23 protein-coding genes are annotated in these 16443 nt (G+C 42.6%); 18 read left to right on the forward strand and 5 right to left on the reverse strand.

Translation table 11 applies throughout. The features are described 5' to 3' along the window. Nucleotides 1-37: 37 nt before the first annotated feature. Complete coding sequence (gene hfq / locus OC538_RS01390; protein ID WP_251694746.1) at nt 38-262, forward strand: RNA chaperone Hfq; 225 nt, start codon at nt 38-40, stop codon at nt 260-262. Nucleotides 263-323: 61 nt separating this feature from the next. On the opposite strand, the gene OC538_RS01395 is transcribed toward hfq, so the two are convergent. Further along, complete coding sequence (locus tag OC538_RS01395; RefSeq protein WP_251694745.1) at nt 324-920, reverse strand: trimeric intracellular cation channel family protein; 597 nt, start codon at nt 918-920, stop codon at nt 324-326. A 138-nt stretch (nt 921-1058) separates the two neighbouring features. Between OC538_RS01395 and OC538_RS01400 the strand changes: the two genes are divergently transcribed. Beyond that, complete coding sequence (locus OC538_RS01400) at nt 1059-2324, forward strand: aminotransferase class I/II-fold pyridoxal phosphate-dependent enzyme (protein WP_262172992.1); 1266 nt, start codon at nt 1059-1061, stop codon at nt 2322-2324. Nucleotides 2325-2396: 72 nt separating this feature from the next. Here OC538_RS01400 and lexA read toward each other — a convergent pair whose 3' ends face one another. Beyond that, nucleotides 2397-3017, reverse strand: coding sequence for a transcriptional repressor LexA (lexA, locus tag OC538_RS01405; RefSeq protein ID WP_251694743.1), 621 nt, complete (start codon nt 3015-3017; stop codon nt 2397-2399). Nucleotides 3018-3219: 202 nt separating this feature from the next. Here lexA and OC538_RS01410 point away from each other — a divergent pair, with 202 nt between their 5' ends. From OC538_RS01410 to OC538_RS01465, 12 genes are all read left to right on the forward strand, one after another. Further along, entirely contained in the window at nt 3220-3534 is a 315-nt protein-coding gene (locus OC538_RS01410; protein ID WP_262172993.1) for a LysM peptidoglycan-binding domain-containing protein, read from the forward strand. 2 nt (nt 3535-3536) lie between these two features. Next, nucleotides 3537-4199 (forward strand): recombinase family protein, encoded by a 663-nt coding sequence (locus OC538_RS01415; protein WP_262172994.1) that lies wholly within the window; start codon nt 3537-3539, stop codon nt 4197-4199. 253 nt (nt 4200-4452) lie between these two features. Then, entirely contained in the window at nt 4453-4686 is a 234-nt protein-coding gene (locus OC538_RS01420) for a DUF896 domain-containing protein (protein ID WP_251624111.1), read from the forward strand. 104 nt (nt 4687-4790) lie between these two features. Next, nucleotides 4791-6800: a transketolase gene (gene tkt / locus OC538_RS01425; RefSeq protein WP_262172997.1), complete on the forward strand. Its 2010-nt coding sequence runs from the start codon at nt 4791-4793 to the stop codon at nt 6798-6800. Between the two features lie 170 nt (nt 6801-6970). Further along, nucleotides 6971-7417 carry a sporulation inhibitor of replication protein SirA gene (sirA, locus tag OC538_RS01430; protein WP_251694739.1) on the forward strand — a complete coding sequence of 149 codons (447 nt, stop codon included), beginning with the start codon at nt 6971-6973 and terminating at the stop codon, nt 7415-7417. A 121-nt stretch (nt 7418-7538) separates the two neighbouring features. After that, entirely contained in the window at nt 7539-7775 is a 237-nt protein-coding gene (locus OC538_RS01435; RefSeq protein WP_060208743.1) for a YneF family protein, read from the forward strand. A 395-nt stretch (nt 7776-8170) separates the two neighbouring features. Then, the gene (locus OC538_RS01440) at nt 8171-8344 is read left to right on the forward strand and encodes a hypothetical protein (protein ID WP_251694735.1); all 174 of its coding nucleotides are present in this window, start codon (nt 8171-8173) and stop codon (nt 8342-8344) included. A gap of 40 nt (nt 8345-8384) precedes the next feature. Then, a complete protein-coding gene (locus tag OC538_RS01445) occupies nt 8385-8633 on the forward strand; it encodes a hypothetical protein (protein ID WP_262172999.1) in 249 nt (82 codons plus the stop codon). Nucleotides 8634-8658: 25 nt separating this feature from the next. Next, nucleotides 8659-9123, forward strand: coding sequence for an NUDIX hydrolase (locus OC538_RS01450; RefSeq protein WP_262173000.1), 465 nt, complete (start codon nt 8659-8661; stop codon nt 9121-9123). A gap of 41 nt (nt 9124-9164) precedes the next feature. Further along, the gene (locus tag OC538_RS01455; RefSeq protein ID WP_262175067.1) at nt 9165-9794 is read left to right on the forward strand and encodes a kinase; all 630 of its coding nucleotides are present in this window, start codon (nt 9165-9167) and stop codon (nt 9792-9794) included. 27 nt (nt 9795-9821) lie between these two features. Next, on the forward strand, nt 9822-10331 hold the full coding sequence (locus tag OC538_RS01460) for a YfiT family bacillithiol transferase (RefSeq protein WP_262173001.1): 510 nt from the start codon (nt 9822-9824) through the stop codon (nt 10329-10331). A 162-nt stretch (nt 10332-10493) separates the two neighbouring features. Next, a complete protein-coding gene (locus OC538_RS01465; protein WP_147058293.1) occupies nt 10494-10694 on the forward strand; it encodes a cold-shock protein in 201 nt (66 codons plus the stop codon). Between the two features lie 56 nt (nt 10695-10750). Here the strand turns inward: OC538_RS01465 and OC538_RS01470 are convergent, their stop codons facing one another. Continuing rightward, the gene (locus OC538_RS01470) at nt 10751-11680 is read right to left on the reverse strand and encodes an alpha/beta hydrolase (protein ID WP_251694731.1); all 930 of its coding nucleotides are present in this window, start codon (nt 11678-11680) and stop codon (nt 10751-10753) included. Between the two features lie 15 nt (nt 11681-11695). Continuing rightward, entirely contained in the window at nt 11696-12598 is a 903-nt protein-coding gene (locus OC538_RS01475; RefSeq protein WP_262173002.1) for a hydroxymethylglutaryl-CoA lyase, read from the reverse strand. Between the two features lie 105 nt (nt 12599-12703). Here OC538_RS01475 and OC538_RS01480 point away from each other — a divergent pair, with 105 nt between their 5' ends. The 4 genes from OC538_RS01480 to OC538_RS01495 all read left to right on the forward strand — a co-directional run bounded on the left by OC538_RS01480 (nt 12704) and on the right by OC538_RS01495 (nt 15153). Then, the gene (locus tag OC538_RS01480) at nt 12704-13891 is read left to right on the forward strand and encodes an acetyl-CoA C-acetyltransferase (protein ID WP_316044294.1); all 1188 of its coding nucleotides are present in this window, start codon (nt 12704-12706) and stop codon (nt 13889-13891) included. An 18-nt stretch (nt 13892-13909) separates the two neighbouring features. After that, complete coding sequence (locus OC538_RS01485; RefSeq protein WP_251694728.1) at nt 13910-14158, forward strand: YqkE family protein; 249 nt, start codon at nt 13910-13912, stop codon at nt 14156-14158. Nucleotides 14159-14277: 119 nt separating this feature from the next. Beyond that, nucleotides 14278-14793: a YhcN/YlaJ family sporulation lipoprotein gene (locus OC538_RS01490; RefSeq protein ID WP_262173004.1), complete on the forward strand. Its 516-nt coding sequence runs from the start codon at nt 14278-14280 to the stop codon at nt 14791-14793. Nucleotides 14794-14994: 201 nt separating this feature from the next. Beyond that, the gene (locus tag OC538_RS01495) at nt 14995-15153 is read left to right on the forward strand and encodes an aspartyl-phosphate phosphatase Spo0E family protein (RefSeq protein WP_251694726.1); all 159 of its coding nucleotides are present in this window, start codon (nt 14995-14997) and stop codon (nt 15151-15153) included. 38 nt (nt 15154-15191) lie between these two features. Here OC538_RS01495 and OC538_RS01500 read toward each other — a convergent pair whose 3' ends face one another. Beyond that, complete coding sequence (locus tag OC538_RS01500; RefSeq protein WP_251694725.1) at nt 15192-16289, reverse strand: branched-chain amino acid aminotransferase; 1098 nt, start codon at nt 16287-16289, stop codon at nt 15192-15194. Nucleotides 16290-16443: the final 154 nt, after the last annotated feature.

A 16443-nucleotide genomic window follows, 5' to 3' on the forward strand; every position in this document is an offset into this window, starting at 1 on the left:
GCAAGAGAAATATAGAAGTAATTGGAGGCTGGGGTGTATGTCACAAGGTAATATGCAAGAAACATTTTTGAACTCACTACGGAAAAACAACACGTTTGTCACTGTATTCCTACTAAATGGTTTTCAGTTGAAAGGCCTTATCAAATCATATGATAATTACACCGTACTTTTGGAATCAGACGGCAAGCAGCAATTGATCTACAAGCATGCAATATCGACGTATGTACCTGCTAAGCCTGTAGTTTTGAAGGACGAGGAATAAAAACATATGTCCCAATGAAGGAACAGGTTCAATTAACCTGTTCCTTTTTCCATTTGGAATATCAAGAATTACTGCGAGGCAACTCCCAGTGATATTGATATGAAAGGATTCGTAAGGCAGCGACAACTACTAGCAATGCGTACAACGCCCAATCATAACTGTAAAGACCGATACCGACGAAAAACCCGGCCCCTGCTGCCCAAACGGCATAAATATCCCTTTTAAAGACGAGAGGGCGCCTTCCAGCGAGCAGATCCCGGATGACTCCTCCCCCTGCACCTGTCAACACGGCAGCAACCATTACTGCGAATAATGACATATTCATATTGACCGCAAGCATAGCCCCTTGAATCGCGAATGCCGCCAATCCAATGGCGTCAAAATAAGTGCCCCACCGATTCCAATGATTAATGATCGTCTTTGAAAAAAAGAAAATGAACGTTATTAAAACCGATGCGACGATGAAGAGGAAATTTTGACTCCATAGAACAGAAGCAGGCAACCCAAGAAGTACATTCCGGATAGCCCCTCCGCCGAACGCTGTTACCATCCCTAATATATAGACTCCGAAAATATCATATTTCTCTTCCTGTGCAATTAGAGCTCCCGAAATGGCAAAAGCCGCAGTGCCGATAAAACTGAATACTTCCCAAGCCAATGATGTTCCTCCTTGCTCCAAACACTTCATATAGTATATCAAAATAGAGGCTTTGCCAATTCCGGTCATTTTCCATTGACCAATCCAGACAGACTGATAAGATATTATAGTGACTATTTGTAGGAATGAGGAAATGAAATGATGATACATGAATTTGCTTCGGAAATCGAAACTAAGGCAGAAGCCGCTGAACAAAAACTTGCCCCATATTTTAAAGAAGTTGAAAAGGCGGCATTTTACAATCAACGGAAGGTGCTGGCAGCTTTCCGGAAAAACATGGTGAGCGACTTTCATCTAACCGGCTCGACTGGATACGGATATGACGATAGCGGCCGGGATGTACTGGAACAAGTCTATGCAGACACTTTTGGCGCGGAAGCATGTCTCGTACGTAACCAGATCATCTCCGGCACCCATGCCATCTCACTGAGCCTGTTCGGAGTACTTCGACCGGGGGATGAACTCCTTTATATTACAGGCAAACCTTATGACACACTGGAATCAATAGTGTCCGGAAACGGAGAGGATACAGGATCACTTATAGATTATGGAATCACTTACAAGCACGTTGATTTGAAGGAAGATGGCGCAGTCGATTTTGAAGAAGTGAGGAAGAATATCCATAACAAGACGAAAATGATTGGCATACAGCGTTCAAAAGGATATTCGGACCGTCCTTCCTTCCAAATTGAACAAATCGGGGAAATGGTACGCTTTGTCAAATCGATTAACCCGGACCTTATCGTATTTGTCGATAATTGCTACGGGGAATTCGTGGAAACGAAAGAGCCGGTTGAAGTTGGGGCCGATCTGATGGCGGGCTCACTCATAAAAAATCCCGGCGGGGGACTTGCAAGGACCGGAGGATATATCGCAGGACGTGCCGATCTTGTGAAAAAATGCGCTTATCGCATGACATCTCCTGGCATCGGTGCAGAAGCGGGTGCCTCCCTTGATACGCTATTGGAAATGTACCAAGGCTTTTTCATTGCGCCACACGTCGTCAGCCAAGCTGTGAAAGGCGCTCTCTTCACAGCGGCATTCTTGGAAAGCTTCGGATTTGATACGACTCCGCATTATTCAGCTGCGCGGACCGATTTGATACAATCCGTCAATTTCAGCAATGCTGAGCAGATGATCGCATTTTGTAGGACCATCCAGGAGAACTCGCCGATAAATGCGCATTATGCGCCAGAACCATCGTATATGCCGGGCTATTCGGATGATGTGATAATGGCTGCCGGGACATTCATACAGGGTTCTAGCATCGAACTAACAGCAGACGGTCCGATTCGTCCGCCGTATACGGCTTATGTACAAGGCGGATTGACATATGAACATGTTAAGGCGGCAGTTATGTCCTCCATGGATAACCTGCTGAAAGACTATAGGGTGGAAAATTAAAATGAAAAGAGGATGATCCTAGTCGATTCAGGTCGACAGGGTCATCCTCTATTTTTAATTGCTGAATGGTAATTAATGAATCTGGCGATAAACGCCGACTACTTTTCCAAGGATGGAAACAGAATTGACGATGATTGGCTCCATCGACTCGTTTTCCGGTTGCAAACGGAAATAATCCTTCTCTTTAAAGAAGCGTTTCACTGTTGCTTCATCCTCTTCTGTCATGGCAACGACAATTTCACCATTATGGGCAGTGTGCTGCTGTTTGACGACAACATAATCCCCATTCAGAATTCCGGCTTCTATCATACTATCTCCGACAATCTCAAGCATGAACAATTTATCGTCAGATGTGCCGTACGTATCCGGCAAAGGAAAGTATTCTTCAATATTTTCAATTGCAGTGATCGGCAAGCCGGCGGTTACCTTTCCGACAAGCGGAACGTGGACAACTCCCGATTTCAGTGCAGTCAGACCCTCGGGATCCAGCACCTCGATTGCTCTCGGTTTTGTCGGATCCCTCCGAATGTAACCTTTACTTTCCAATCTGGCCAGATGACCATGCACGGTAGAACTGGATGCTAGTCCAACAGCTTCTCCGATTTCACGAACGGAAGGCGGGTACCCTTTCAGCTTCACTTCATCTTTGATAAACGTAAGGATATCCTGCTGTCTCTTTGAAATTTTCTTCATTATTCCACCCCTCCAATTAATAGAATCAATGATAAGCAATTGTGCGAACAAAGGTCCGCCACCACAATTGTTTCTTAAAGAGAGTATAACAGGTGTTCGGGTGATTGGCAAACAAAGGTTCGAAGATTTGATTGACTTCTAAAAAAACCTGTCCTATAATGGGAACAGGTATTCCGAACAAACATTCTTGGAGGGGTTTTTAATGACTTTCATTCAAAAATATGGCTTCATTCTATTAATTATTTTCCTTTGCACTGCATTTACACTCGTAGGTGTCTTGAAAGAAGTTAAATCAGCCTCTACTTCATTCGTTGAAGTAACAATAACAGAAGGCGATACACTTTGGGGATTGGCGATAGACTATTCTTCCGATGAACATTCGGAGAAATGGATAGCGAAAGTAATGGAATTGAATGGCATGCAATCCACTATGATCAAATCAGGAGAAATATTGAAATTGCCTAAAGTTGATTCAGCAATACCTGATCCAATGATGACAGAATTGGCAGGAGACTAATGATGACAGAGAAAATGCAGACCTGTGTCTTATATTGCCGTGTCAGTACGGAAAAAGACTCTCAAGTCGCCTCCTTGTCCAGGCAGGAAGAAGAACTGAAGCGGCTTGCGGACGAGCTAGGGCTGAAGCCTATACATATATTCAAGGAAAAACATAGCGGCTACGATATGGATCGAGAGGGATTGCTCGACTTACTGGACTGCGTCCGTGATGAAAAGATAGACGCGGTACTCGTACAAGATGAAACAAGACTAGGGAGGGGGAACGCAAGGGTCGCTATCCTTCACCTTCTTGCCAAAACGAATACTGCAGTCATTACAAACCACGATAGCGGCGCGTTGAAGTTAAATGAGATGGACACAATGCTGCTGGAAATACTGGCAATTGTAGAAGAGTACCAACGCAAATTGCACAACGCCAAAATCCGTAGAGGCATGAAGCGGGCAGTCCGCGACGGTTACAAACCAGAACGGAACTTGAAAAACAAAGGGAATCTAGAAGGACGCGAACGGATTGAAGTCCCAATCAGTGAAATCGTGTCCTTACGCCAAAAAGGCCTGACCTTCGAAGAAATCGCCGGCATATTGAAAGGCCTCGGCCATAACGTAAGCAAAGCAACGGTCCATCGCAGATATAAAGAATATGAAACAGAGCAGGAAGGGTGATTAGTTGCACTTCCTGCTCTTTTTGTATACCTTCAAAGTAGAGTTTTAATGAGTTCCACTTCAATTGTTAATGGTAATATTGTTATTAGTATTATGGCTATAAGGATTGAAGTGCTAGGCTGCCTTAATTTCTGCAAAAAGTGCAGAAATACGGCAAATCGAACACTTCGCTGTTCGATTGGAAAGCGTCCGCCTGGAAAAACGGAAATCCATTGTACAATTGAGTGATGGACAATACAACTGGAGGAATTTTATGTTATCCCAAGATAAAATTAAACGTATCAACGAACTATCCAAAAAGTCAAAAACAATCGGCCTATCAATCGAAGAAGCAAAAGAACAAACACAACTACGCAAAGAATACCTGGAAACATTCCGTTCGTCCATGCGCGACACAATCGAAAACGTCAAAGTGATCGATCCCGAAGGTAACGACGTCACCCCGGAAAAAGTGAAAGATGCTCGAAACAAGAAGTTCCTGAACTGAATAACCAAACATAGGATGGATTGTATTTCATCTATTTATTGACTACACTATAGATGCTATAACAATTGCAACTACAAGATAAAGCACGGGAAAGGATGTTCTGAATGACCGAAAAGATTGACCAATTAGCAATTAATACGATTAGGACGTTATCTATCGATGCAATCGAAAAGGCGAATTCCGGCCACCCGGGATTGCCAATGGGAGCAGCTCCGATGGCTTACACCCTATGGACGAAGCATATGCATCATAATCCTTCCAATCCTGAATGGTTCAACCGCGATCGGTTTGTCCTCTCTGCAGGTCACGGCTCCATGCTGTTATATAGCCTGCTTCACTTGAGCGGCTACGGTTTGCCAATGGAGGAATTGAAAAACTTCAGGCAATGGGGATCGAAAACACCTGGTCATCCGGAATACGGCCATACAGTCGGTGTCGAAGCAACGACAGGTCCACTCGGACAGGGAATCGGAATGGCAGTCGGAATGGCCATGGCTGAAAAGCATTTGGCTGCACTTTATAACCGCCCGGGGTTCGACATAGTCGATCATCATACCTTTGCACTTTGCGGCGACGGCGACCTTATGGAAGGCGTTGCAGCAGAAGCGATTTCCCTTGCAGGTCATCTCCAATTGGAAAAATTGATCGTCCTCTATGACAGCAATGACATCTCCCTGGATGGAGAACTAGATATGTCATTCACAGAAAACATCCGAAAACGTTTTGAATCATACGGATGGAACTATATCCGTGTGGAAGATGGCAATGATGTTGAACTAGTTTCAAAAGCGATTGAAGAGGCGAAAGGCAATTCAGGCGGCCCGACAATGATCGAAGTGAAGACGGTCATCGGCTACGGTTCGCCGAATAAATCCGGAAAAGCTGACGTCCATGGTGCACCACTAGGCGAAGATGAAATGAAGCTTACGAAGGAATACTACCAGTGGACATATGAAGAGGATTTCTGTGTCCCTGAAGGCGTCTACGAGGCATTCAAAGAGGCGACCGATGAATTAGGCGTCAAAAAGGAACAGCAATGGAACGAACTGTTTGCACAATACGAGAGCAAACATGCTGACTTGGCCAAACAATTGAAAGCGGCAATCAAAGGTGAAATGCCTGAAGGACTTCAAGAAGCGCTTCCAACTTACGAGGCAGGTTCTTCACATGCTACTCGCTCCGCTTCAGGAGATGCCATCAACGCCATTGCAAATGTACTACCTTCTTTCTTCGGAGGAAGTGCAGACCTTGCAGGTTCAAATAAGACGACAATCAAAGGTGCGGGAGACTTCCTTCCAAGCGATTACAGCGGCCGCAATATCTGGTTCGGCGTCCGTGAATTCGCGATGGGTACTGCATTGAACGGAATGGCACTTCACGGTGGCTTGCATGTGTTCGGCGGTACATTCTTCGTATTCAGCGACTATGTACGACCGGCCATCAGATTGTCTGCCCTAATGGGAATGCCTGTCACATATGTATTTACGCATGACAGCGTCGCAGTAGGTGAAGATGGTCCAACACATGAGCCTGTGGAACATCTGTCATCCCTTCGCTCAATGCCTGGATTAACGGTCATCCGCCCTGCGGATGGCAATGAAACTTCGGCTGCATGGAATATTGCGGTATCATCGAAAAACAGACCGACAGTACTTGTATTATCGCGTCAAAATTTGCAAGTGTTGCCGAAATCCGGTGAACTTGCAATGGATGGCGTGAAACGTGGAGCGTACACGATTTCTCCTGCCGAAAAAGATGTGGCAGACGGAATCCTCATTGCGACAGGCTCTGAAGTAAACCTTGCTGTTGCAGCTCAAGCGAAACTCCGGGAAGAGGGAATTGACGTTGCCGTCGTATCCATGCCTTCTTGGGACTTGTTCGAGCAGCAGGATGAGCAATACAAAGAAAGCGTACTGCCGAAAGCAGTCAAAAAACGCCTATCCATTGAAATGGGTGCTTCCCTCGGGTGGCATAAATATGTTGGTGACGAAGGCGGAGTCATTGCAATTGACACGTTTGGAGCAAGCGCTCCAGGGGAAAAGGTTATTGCAGAATATGGCTTCACTGAAGAAAATGTCGTTCGTGAGATGAAAACGATCCTCGGTCGTAATTAATCTATACCGCTTCGGAATGTCATAAGACTACTTATTCCGGAGCGGTATTTTTCGCTGCTTTATTGATACACTATTGGAAAGTTTTCGACAACAATAGTGCCTTTCTTTACCGTGTTTTGACAAACTTTTTACTTCTATTGGGATAGACTATGTAAAAAGGAGTGACGGTCATGAGAACTTATGATATTTATAAAGTGAAAAAGAGATACCAATCGTTCATTCTTGGAAGGGAAGGGCTTCTCTATGATTTGCTCAAAGATCATGCACAGGAGCAACCTTTACAAGAAGTCCGTTATTTATGTGATGAAATTGAAGAATCAGCGATTGACCAAGCGATCCTCAGCAATTTGGGGAAAAGTTTTACGACGGTCGAAAGCGATGATGGAGAATATAAATTATCTCATCCAGTGAAAGGATCCATTCACATTTCACTTAACCCATATTCCCTTCAAGCTTATTGCGATGGTTCACGGATGTTGGATCTAGATTTATTTGTCGCATTATCCGGATCGGATGATCGTTTTTTTGCTGTGATGGACAAGCATGGCGAGTGGGGATGGCTGAAACCTGTCAAACAGGAAAATCATCTCGGAAATGATCATACTTTCTTATTTTAAATTTTAATTCGGTATAATATAGAAATATTCACAGCCGGTCATTGCTATCCGCGGCCTCTTTGTTGTATAATCCATCATGGTAGAGTATTCTCGAATCACGGTAGTGAAGGAGGTATAGCGGATGAGCACGATTTGGGTAATCCTCATTGCCGTCGTCGCGTTAATCGCAGGTGTGGCCCTCGGATTTTTCATTGCACGTCAATATATGATGAAATATTTGAAGGAAAACCCGCCGATCAATGAGCAAATGTTACGTATGATGATGATGCAAATGGGACAAAAACCTTCACAAAAGAAGATTAATCAAATGATGGCACAAATGAACAAAGTTAGTGACAATGCGGGTAAGAAAAAATAAGCTAGCTTATTTTCCTTCTATAAATGTTATTTTCATTTGAGTTATTTGTACAAGCTATCATAATGATACAATCGACAAAAACCACTTTTTACTGATGATAAAATCAGGAAAGTGGTTTTTTTATGCAATCACTCATGGTATTAAGGGGTATTTTGAATAAATTTCAACTTTGAGTATCCTTTCTGATCCTGTACAAGTTGGTCGATGAAACGTATTTTAAAGACATGTTTATGCTGTTTGATAAGCCGGTGGAAGGTTTTATTGTCCTTAAATCGGGTTGGTTACGTACTAAAAGAAAATCAAGAATAATGAAACGATTTGAATTGTAATCCGTATAATTGATAGGCAAGGGAAACTAGCTATATGGAAAACCAACAGGTAGGGGAGTGAACTTTATGGAAACATTTGGGAGAGGGTGCTTTTATATTATTGTTGGCGTAGTAGTCTTGATGCTTATGTCATTCATGCTGCAAAGCCAAATTGACATACCGTGGATCATTGCCATTCCACTAATTGGACTGGCATTTTGGGGTGCGAGTAAAAAAACAAAAGGTAAAGATAACAAGTAATTTAATCGACGTTTCTTGAAGTCTTAAAGGAGGAACTTTTATGAATAACGAATATAAAGAGACAGAGAGCAAACAAATGGATGGGTTTGACTTAAGTTTTAGAAATCCAGAAGTCCGTGTATGGATCGCAATCATGTTGCCTTCTTTCATAATAGCTAGCTTATTCTTATTTTTGACTGACATCCCTTCTTGGTATGCCACGTCCGCGATTCCCATTGTTTCTTGGATTTCTTTTTTCATTTGGCGATTTATTTATAAGAGAAGACAGATTAAAGATTCATTGGAGTAAGAGTAGAAATATGAGGAGGAATTGTATGAACTATATTAGAAATATGAGAGAACTGATTGGTCACGAAACCCTCTTCACGGTTGGTTGTGGTGTAATAATAGAAAATGAAGGCTGTATATTACTGCAGCATCGTACTGATGAAGAAAATTGGTGTATTCCAGGAGGAGTAATGGAGATCGGGGAAACATTCGAGCAAACAGCCAAAAGAGAAACTTACGAGGAAACAGGATTGGATATTGGTGAGTTGAAGTTGTTCGGTATATACTCAGGAGAGAGTTGTTTTGTACAATATCCAAATAAAGATCAAGTATACAGTGTTCAAATCATCTTTACGACAACTACATTTAGCGGTGAACTAAAGCAGCAAGGAATTGAAAGTAAAGAGCATCTGTTTTTCAGGAAAAATGAATTACCTGCTAACTTGAACCCGCGCCAAGAACAGCTTATACGCCATTGGGCTGAGAATAAAACTTTGCCTGTGATTAGTTAACTTTGTAATCCCGGTGTATGAAGGAGAATAAATTGGGGGCGATGTTAATATCTATTAAAGATATGGTTGAAAGGATTCTCTTTCAATTCTCAATACGTCCAAATCAAGCATGTCCCTTAATAATTGGAATAGATGGTTTAGGCGGCTCTGGAAAAACTACATTAGTTAAAGAAATTGAACAGGAATTAAGTTATCACAATTGCCAAGCTGTCTCTTTTCATCTAGATGACCACATTGTTGAAAGGAAAAACCGATATCAAACAGGACATGAAGAGTGGTATGAATATTATTACTTACAATGGGATGTTACTAAGTTGAGGGCTACTTTATTTGAACCGCTGTCTAGTGGTTGTGACAATATTCAGCTTGATTTTTATGACAAATTTACTGACACAACTACAACCAATTATATTAATGTACCATCCGCCAGTGTAGTTCTCATTGAAGGTATATTCCTACAAAGACAAGAATGGAAAGGGTTCTACAATTTTGTCATATATCTAGATTGCCCATGGGAACTGAGGTATGAGAGAGTATTAAATCGTGATTTGTATATCGGGAAGTATGAAGAACGACTTACTAAGTATCAAAGTAGATACTGGTTAGCTGAAAAGCATTACATCGAGATCGTAAAACCAACTATGATTGCAGATTTAGTACATAACGCATAATTTTAATAAGGAAAAGGGGAATGAAAAATGGACGTTAAATATCCAATAGGGGCATTACAAGTTCCTGAAAAAGCAACACTAGCAAATGTGCAAGAATGGCTAAAGGACATCGAAACGTACACGATTCGATTACGAGAAGTTGTTGATTCATTAAATGAAGAGGAATTAAGAAAAACTTATCGGGATGGTGCCTGGACAGTACGTCAGCTCGTTCATCATATTGCAGATTCTCAGTTGAACATGTATCAACGGTTAAAACTTGCATTAACTGATGAAAATTCAACAGTACCGGCGTTTGATGAAGAAAAGTGGGCGATTCAACCGGATACACAGCTTCCAGTGGAAAGCTCCATTAAAATGCTTGAAGGGATTAATGAGCGAATCGTAGCATTAGGAAAGAGTTTATCTGAAGAACAGCTGGATCGAGTTTTTACTCACCAGAAAAACGGTGAAATAACAGTTGGAACAAAAGTTGCAAAATTAGCTTGGCATGAAAATCATCACTTGGCGCATATAAAAATTGCATTGTCCAAATAAACTTGCCACATATCATTTGCTATTTCCTTGTGCATCTGTTATTCTTAAGAAGAATTATTTTTGTTCTGTTTCAGATCGAGATTAGATTTTGTTTTTCGTCTAAAGTATTTGAGCAAGGATAATAACACATTGTGTGGATAACCGCACTAGGAGGCAACAATTATGGAACAAGGTACAGTTAAGTGGTTTAATGCAGAAAAAGGTTTTGGATTTATCGAGCGTGAAGGTGGAGAAGACGTATTCGTACACTTCTCAGCAATCCAAAGCGACGGTTTCAAATCTTTAGACGAAGGTCAAAGCGTAACATTTGAAATTGAGCAAGGACAACGTGGCCTACAAGCTACAAACGTTCAAAAAGCTTAATTATAGCTAAAAGAAACCCTCTTTCCGATATACTGGAAAGAGGTTTTTTTGTCATGTCATGAAGTCTGAAAACCGAAATTATGTAGGAAGTGCAAGACTTCCTGTTCGTATTCCTCTGGATTCTCATTGAATGACTTCGCATGGGCACCCTTATCGAATAGCTTTATCATCTTCTTGTCATCCTTCAACTCGTACAGTTCCTTCGTCATTTCCGGCAGAATGAAATCATCTTCCATACTATGGATGAACAGCATCGGTTTTTTAATGTTTACAATCGCTTCCCTCGGCGAAATGAGACCTGTCGTGTAGCCGTCTCTGATCTTCAGGAACAGATTGGCGGCCCGCAATGTCATTGACGACCGAAGAGGTGTGCTCGTACGCATGATATGAAGGATCTGCTCGGTGAAATCGGAGAATGGACAATCGACAATGTAAAAGTCTGCTTCATCTTCATACTCTCCCGCATATAGGATCGTCGTCGCAGCTCCCATCGATTCACCGTGGACGCCGAGCAATGCCCGGCTGCCAATCCGGTCGCGTACAGCGGAGACTAGTGCATTCAAGTCGACCTTTTCATAAAAACCGAAGCTTGTCGTCTTTCCCCCCGAATCCCCATGGCGGCGGTGATCGTAAATGACTGAATTGAATCCCAGCCGTTCAAATAATCGTGCATATTTAATCGAGTTGATCTTATTTTCCGTCACGCCATGGCAAATGATAACTGTCCTTGTCGTATCAAGCGGTTGTAAAAAAACCGCACGCAACGGGTAACCATTCGGGGAGTCCACCCAAAAATCCTCTTTCCGCACCGTTCCATACCAATGTTCATCAAACCTTTTGGCAATAATTTCTCGTTTTACAATCAAATCATGATCTTTCAGTTTCATGAACATCAAACGATTTGCCGCGTAAAAACCAAGAATTGTCAGAATGGCGGTGTATATGCTTCCAATAATGCCTGTTATATATAGGAAGCGCCGTTTCAATTAACTTCAACTCCTTCAGCAGCTGCGATTTTTGTACATTTTGTACATTCCTGTGACGATAGGATGCGAAACAAGAGGAGCAATCATTCCGACAGCTTCACAAATCTTTTCAACATTGACCCCCGTTTCAATCCCTAAGGAATCAAGCATATGGACAACATCTTCTGTCGCTACATTGCCTGTTGCGCCGGGTGCGAAAGGACAACCACCCAGGCCGCCAGCGGAAGTATCAAAACGGTCGATTCCTGCCTGTAATGCAGAAAAAATATTTGCGATTGCCATTTTCCGTGTATCGTGAAAATGAGCTGTCAAAAGAACTTCCGGAAATTGCTCTCTTAACAATGTGAACAGCTCGTAGCTTTCAACCGGATTTGCCATCCCGATCGTATCTGCTACGCTCAGTTCATCCACTCCGATCGAAACGAATCGTCTGCACAGGTTACTAACTTCCTCTCTCTCTATCTTCCCTTCATACGGACAATAAAACGCGGTTGAAATGCATGCCCTCACGAAAAGGCCATCTCTTTTCAATTTTGCGATGACAGGTTCAAGTGCGTCCATACTCTCAGCTGTCGTCCGGTTAATGTTCTTTTTATTGAAAGTATTGCTGACACCGACAAAGACGGCGATACTTTCCGCACCTGCTTCAATAGCAAGATCAGCCCCTTTTTCATTTGGTGCCAATACAAATTGGCGTCCAATCTTCTCTGTTTTTGCTACAATGTTTTTTGCGTCAGCCATTTGTGGTACCCATTTTGGTGAAACAAAGGATGTTAGCTCCATTTCCTGGATTCCTGCAGCTTGCAATGAATGGATGAAATCCAATTTGTTTTTTTCATCTACATGATTCTTTTCATTTTGTAGGCCATCTCTTGGCCCGACCTCGATAATTGTAACGTTCTTTGGTAAAATGAACATATCATCCCTCCTCTTTATATTGTACTGAAGGGATGCGTTGAATGGAAACGAAGAATGAAGAAATCTCTGAATTTATGAAAATGCAAACAAGGGATAGGGGGAAACATTATGTCAAACGAAGTAGTGATTGTAAGCGCCGTACGTACGGCAATCGGGTCTTTTTTAGGATCTTTGAAGGACGTCTCCGCCTCAGAGCTCGGCGGAATTGTCATTAAGGAAGCACTTTCGCGTTCGGGAGTGAAGGCGGAAGATGTGGATGAAGTAATTATGGGGAATGTACTGCAAGCAGGTCTAGGTCAAAATCCGGCCCGGCAAGCGGCAATTAAAGGCGGACTTCCTGAAACGGTCCCTGCCATGACGATCAATAAAGTATGCGGTTCCGGCTTGAAAGCGGTTCATTTGGCTAGACAAGCGATACTTGCAGGTGATGCGGATATCGTCGTCGCAGGCGGGATGGAAAATATGAGCCAAGCACCATTCTTACTTCGCAATCCAAGGGAAGGCTTCAAGATGGGTGATCAGAAACTCGTCGACAGTATGATTTCTGACGGACTTTGGTGCGCATTCAATGACTATCATATGGGAATCACGGCGGAAAATCTTTGTGACCGCTATTCGATTACAAGGGAAGAACAAGATGCATTTTCGGCTGCTTCTCAAGAGAAGGCAGCAGCTGCGATTGAAAACGGCAAATTCAAAGATGAAATAATTCCTGTGGAAATTCCTCAACGTAAAGGCGATCCGATCGTGTTTGATACAGACGAATATGTAAAAGCAGGAACGACAACCGATAAATTAGGGAAATTACGTCCAGCATTTAAAAAGGACGGCAGTGTAACAGCAGGCAATGCTTCAGGCATTAATGATGGAGCAGCTGCGTTTGTCATTATGTCACGAGTGAAGGCGGAAGAACTCGGCATTGAACCGTTAGCAATCTTGACCGCTAACGCAAATGCAGGAGTCGATCCGTCAGTCATGGGCATCGGACCTGTGCAAGCAGTAAAAAATGTACTCAAAAAATCAGGAATGAATCTGGCTGATATCGACTTGATTGAAGCAAATGAAGCATTTGCGGCACAATCACTTGCAGTTGATCGCGAGCTGAAGTTCGATAAGGAAAAATTGAATGTCAACGGAGGCGCAATCGCTCTGGGCCATCCGATCGGCGCAAGCGGTGCGCGGATACTTGTCACGTTGTTGCATGAAATGAAGCGTCGCGATGCCAAAACGGGTCTTGCTACATTGTGCATCGGGGGCGGACAAGGCGTCGCCACAATCGTTCGACGTCCTTAAGGAAAGAAGGTGTACTGAATGGCAAAGAAAAAATCAAGGCCAGCAACTCCAATAAAACGCGAAGATGAAAAAGCGACGCTCTCTGAGACGCTTGATAATGATATATTAGTAAAATTGAAAGCCGCCAAGAAGGAAATGACGGCAAAAGCTGAGGCGGAAGAAGCGGAGCGTCAAGAGATGATTCGACGCGAACGTATCGAACGTGAGAAGAACAAAAGCTTTGCCGAGTTGCTCGATGAATTTGGGGATAACGGCACAAAATATTGAAATTTTGATTGCCGGGTGGTTTTGTCCATCCGGTTTTTCTTTATCTAAAAGAAAAGTGACGAATAGAAGAGCGAATCTTACACACTCTATTGCTGACCATATGACAAGGAGTGAAAAGGATGAAAAAATTAGCGATTTCTCTCTCGTTGCTACTCATGCTTGCTATAGTTGGGTGTGCTAACAACAAGGACAATAACAACACGAATGGAAATACGACAAACGGCAATAACAATGCTACGGAAAATACCGGTGTTGGAGAATCTGCTCAAGGAAACAATGATAATACGACCACTAACAACGGCCAATCAAAAGTGGAAGTGGCAGATGACGCAGCGGAAAAGATTACAGCGATGGAAGAAGTGTCAGCTGCAAACGTTCTTGTAACTGACCAAAATGCTTATGTCGGTGTCGCTTTAAAGGAAGGCGTTAACGAGAATGAAGATTTAAAAAAGAAGGTAGCCGATGAGGTCCGACGCATGCATAACGATTTCAACAATGTATACGTGTCGTTCAACCCCGATGTCGCCAAGCGTTTCACTGAATATGGAAATCAGCTCCGTGCAGGAGAACCGGCCGAAGGGTTCTTTGAAGAATTTACAACGAGTATTAATCGGATGTTCCCAGAAGCTAAATAAAAATTAAATAATCGTTTGATTACCATTTAAAGGTTTAGAGGACGACAGGAAGGGGTAGTTTATGCATACCTCTTCCTTTCTATTGTGACAAATCTGTGACAAGTGTTTTATTTCAAGAATTTAACACACAATTCGACATTTTTTTTTAACGGTCTACATTATGATAGGCAAAGGTAAAAAAATTGACGGAGGAAATGCGCGATGCGATTGATAGGAAAACAGCTTTTATCTTTTAAGATCCACATGAAAAGATCGAAGATGGTCAAGATAGCAAAAGACCGTGGATTTACTCATCCAGCAGTTGTAGCATGCAGCCAAGAATTGGATTCTTTACTGAATCGTTATCAAAATATAGCGTAAAAAAAGACATACCGCGATTTGTGGTATGTCTTTTCTTGTTACGCCAATTTTACAAGTTGGCTTTTCAATTCCACTATCCAATTGAATGGATCAGCTTCATGTCCAGCCTGAATGTTGGAAAGGGTGTCGAATAGACGCTTCGCCAATGGACCTGTTTCACAGTTGTTAACGACCATCTTGTAGCCATCCCAATTCAATTCACCGACAGGAGAGATGACAGCCGCCGTTCCTGTTCCGAAGACTTCCTCAAGCTTTCCTTCATTATAGGCTGCCCTAATTTCATCCATTCCTATTTTTCGTTCTGAAACAGGAATATCCCAATGCCGCAAAAGCTGCAAAATCGATTTCCGCGTAATTCCTTCCAAAATACTTCCGTTGATAGCAGGGGTAATGATTTCGCCATCAATTTTGAAGAAGATATTCATGCTTCCCACTTCTTCGACATATTTCCGTTCGACGCCGTCCAACCAGAGCACTTGTGAATAGCCCCGCTGATCTGCAACTTGCTGGGCTTTTAGGCCTGCCGCATAATTGCCTGCAGTTTTCGCGCCGCCTGTACCGCCTTTCACTGCTCTGACAAATTCGTTTTCTACAAGGATTTTTACCGGATGAATGCCTTCTTTATAATAGGAACCTACTGGAGATAGGATGATGAAGAACTGATATTTTCTCGCAGGAGCAACACCTAGGAATGCTTCATTTGCTATGACGAAAGGTCGTATGTACAAAGAGGTGCCTTCCAACGTCGGTATCCAGTCCTTTTCAATATGAATGAGCTGTGTCAATGCATTTAATGCTGCATCTTCATCGATTCGGGGCATACAAAGCCGATCCAATGAAAGATTAAGCCTTTTCATATTCTCCTCAGGACGGAATAACCGCACAGTACCATCTTCTGCTGAGCGATATGCTTTCATGCCTTCGAATACCGTTTGCCCGTAATGCAAGACGATGGAAGCAGGATCTAATGTGACCGGAGCGTAAGGGACTATTCGGTGGCTATGCCAACCTCTTCCTTCATCAAAATCCGCAACAAACATATGGTCGGTGAAACTTCTGCCGAATACGAGATGCTCGGGATTTGGCTTTTCTTTTTTAGAATCGCTTAGTTTAATCTGGATGGGTGTTCTTGTCATTCGGATCAAATCTCCTTATGAATAGTCTTAAAGACCATTTATTATTGAATAGAATAAGTATACTGCATTTTTAGAAAAATGGAAGAGTCGAGTTATTATATTATTGTTACGATTTTGAAAACGGTTACAAGTTGGCTTGATTGTATGTATGTTT

This window comes from Saccharococcus sp. Marseille-Q5394, assembly GCF_946901335.1.
Classification (GTDB): domain Bacteria; phylum Bacillota; class Bacilli; order Bacillales_A; family Planococcaceae; genus Sporosarcina; species Sporosarcina luteola_C.

Coding starts and splice junctions, on each gene's coding strand:
- hfq (WP_251694746.1), top strand. CDS start 38: ATGTCACAAGGTAATATGCAAGAAACATTTTTGAACTCACTACGGAAA.
- OC538_RS01400 (WP_262172992.1), top strand. CDS start 1,059: ATGATGATACATGAATTTGCTTCGGAAATCGAAACTAAGGCAGAAGCC.
- lexA (WP_251694743.1), bottom strand. CDS start 3,017: ATGAAGAAAATTTCAAAGAGACAGCAGGATATCCTTACGTTTATCAAA.
- OC538_RS01410 (WP_262172993.1), top strand. CDS start 3,220: ATGACTTTCATTCAAAAATATGGCTTCATTCTATTAATTATTTTCCTT.
- OC538_RS01415 (WP_262172994.1), top strand. CDS start 3,537: ATGACAGAGAAAATGCAGACCTGTGTCTTATATTGCCGTGTCAGTACG.
- OC538_RS01420 (WP_251624111.1), top strand. CDS start 4,453: ATGTTATCCCAAGATAAAATTAAACGTATCAACGAACTATCCAAAAAG.
- tkt (WP_262172997.1), top strand. CDS start 4,791: ATGACCGAAAAGATTGACCAATTAGCAATTAATACGATTAGGACGTTA.
- sirA (WP_251694739.1), top strand. CDS start 6,971: ATGAGAACTTATGATATTTATAAAGTGAAAAAGAGATACCAATCGTTC.
- OC538_RS01435 (WP_060208743.1), top strand. CDS start 7,539: ATGAGCACGATTTGGGTAATCCTCATTGCCGTCGTCGCGTTAATCGCA.
- OC538_RS01440 (WP_251694735.1), top strand. CDS start 8,171: ATGGAAACATTTGGGAGAGGGTGCTTTTATATTATTGTTGGCGTAGTA.
- OC538_RS01445 (WP_262172999.1), top strand. CDS start 8,385: ATGAATAACGAATATAAAGAGACAGAGAGCAAACAAATGGATGGGTTT.
- OC538_RS01450 (WP_262173000.1), top strand. CDS start 8,659: ATGAACTATATTAGAAATATGAGAGAACTGATTGGTCACGAAACCCTC.
- OC538_RS01455 (WP_262175067.1), top strand. CDS start 9,165: ATGTTAATATCTATTAAAGATATGGTTGAAAGGATTCTCTTTCAATTC.
- OC538_RS01460 (WP_262173001.1), top strand. CDS start 9,822: ATGGACGTTAAATATCCAATAGGGGCATTACAAGTTCCTGAAAAAGCA.
- OC538_RS01465 (WP_147058293.1), top strand. CDS start 10,494: ATGGAACAAGGTACAGTTAAGTGGTTTAATGCAGAAAAAGGTTTTGGA.
- OC538_RS01475 (WP_262173002.1), bottom strand. CDS start 12,598: ATGTTCATTTTACCAAAGAACGTTACAATTATCGAGGTCGGGCCAAGA.
- OC538_RS01485 (WP_251694728.1), top strand. CDS start 13,910: ATGGCAAAGAAAAAATCAAGGCCAGCAACTCCAATAAAACGCGAAGAT.
- OC538_RS01490 (WP_262173004.1), top strand. CDS start 14,278: ATGAAAAAATTAGCGATTTCTCTCTCGTTGCTACTCATGCTTGCTATA.
- OC538_RS01495 (WP_251694726.1), top strand. CDS start 14,995: ATGCGATTGATAGGAAAACAGCTTTTATCTTTTAAGATCCACATGAAA.
- OC538_RS01500 (WP_251694725.1), bottom strand. CDS start 16,289: ATGACAAGAACACCCATCCAGATTAAACTAAGCGATTCTAAAAAAGAA.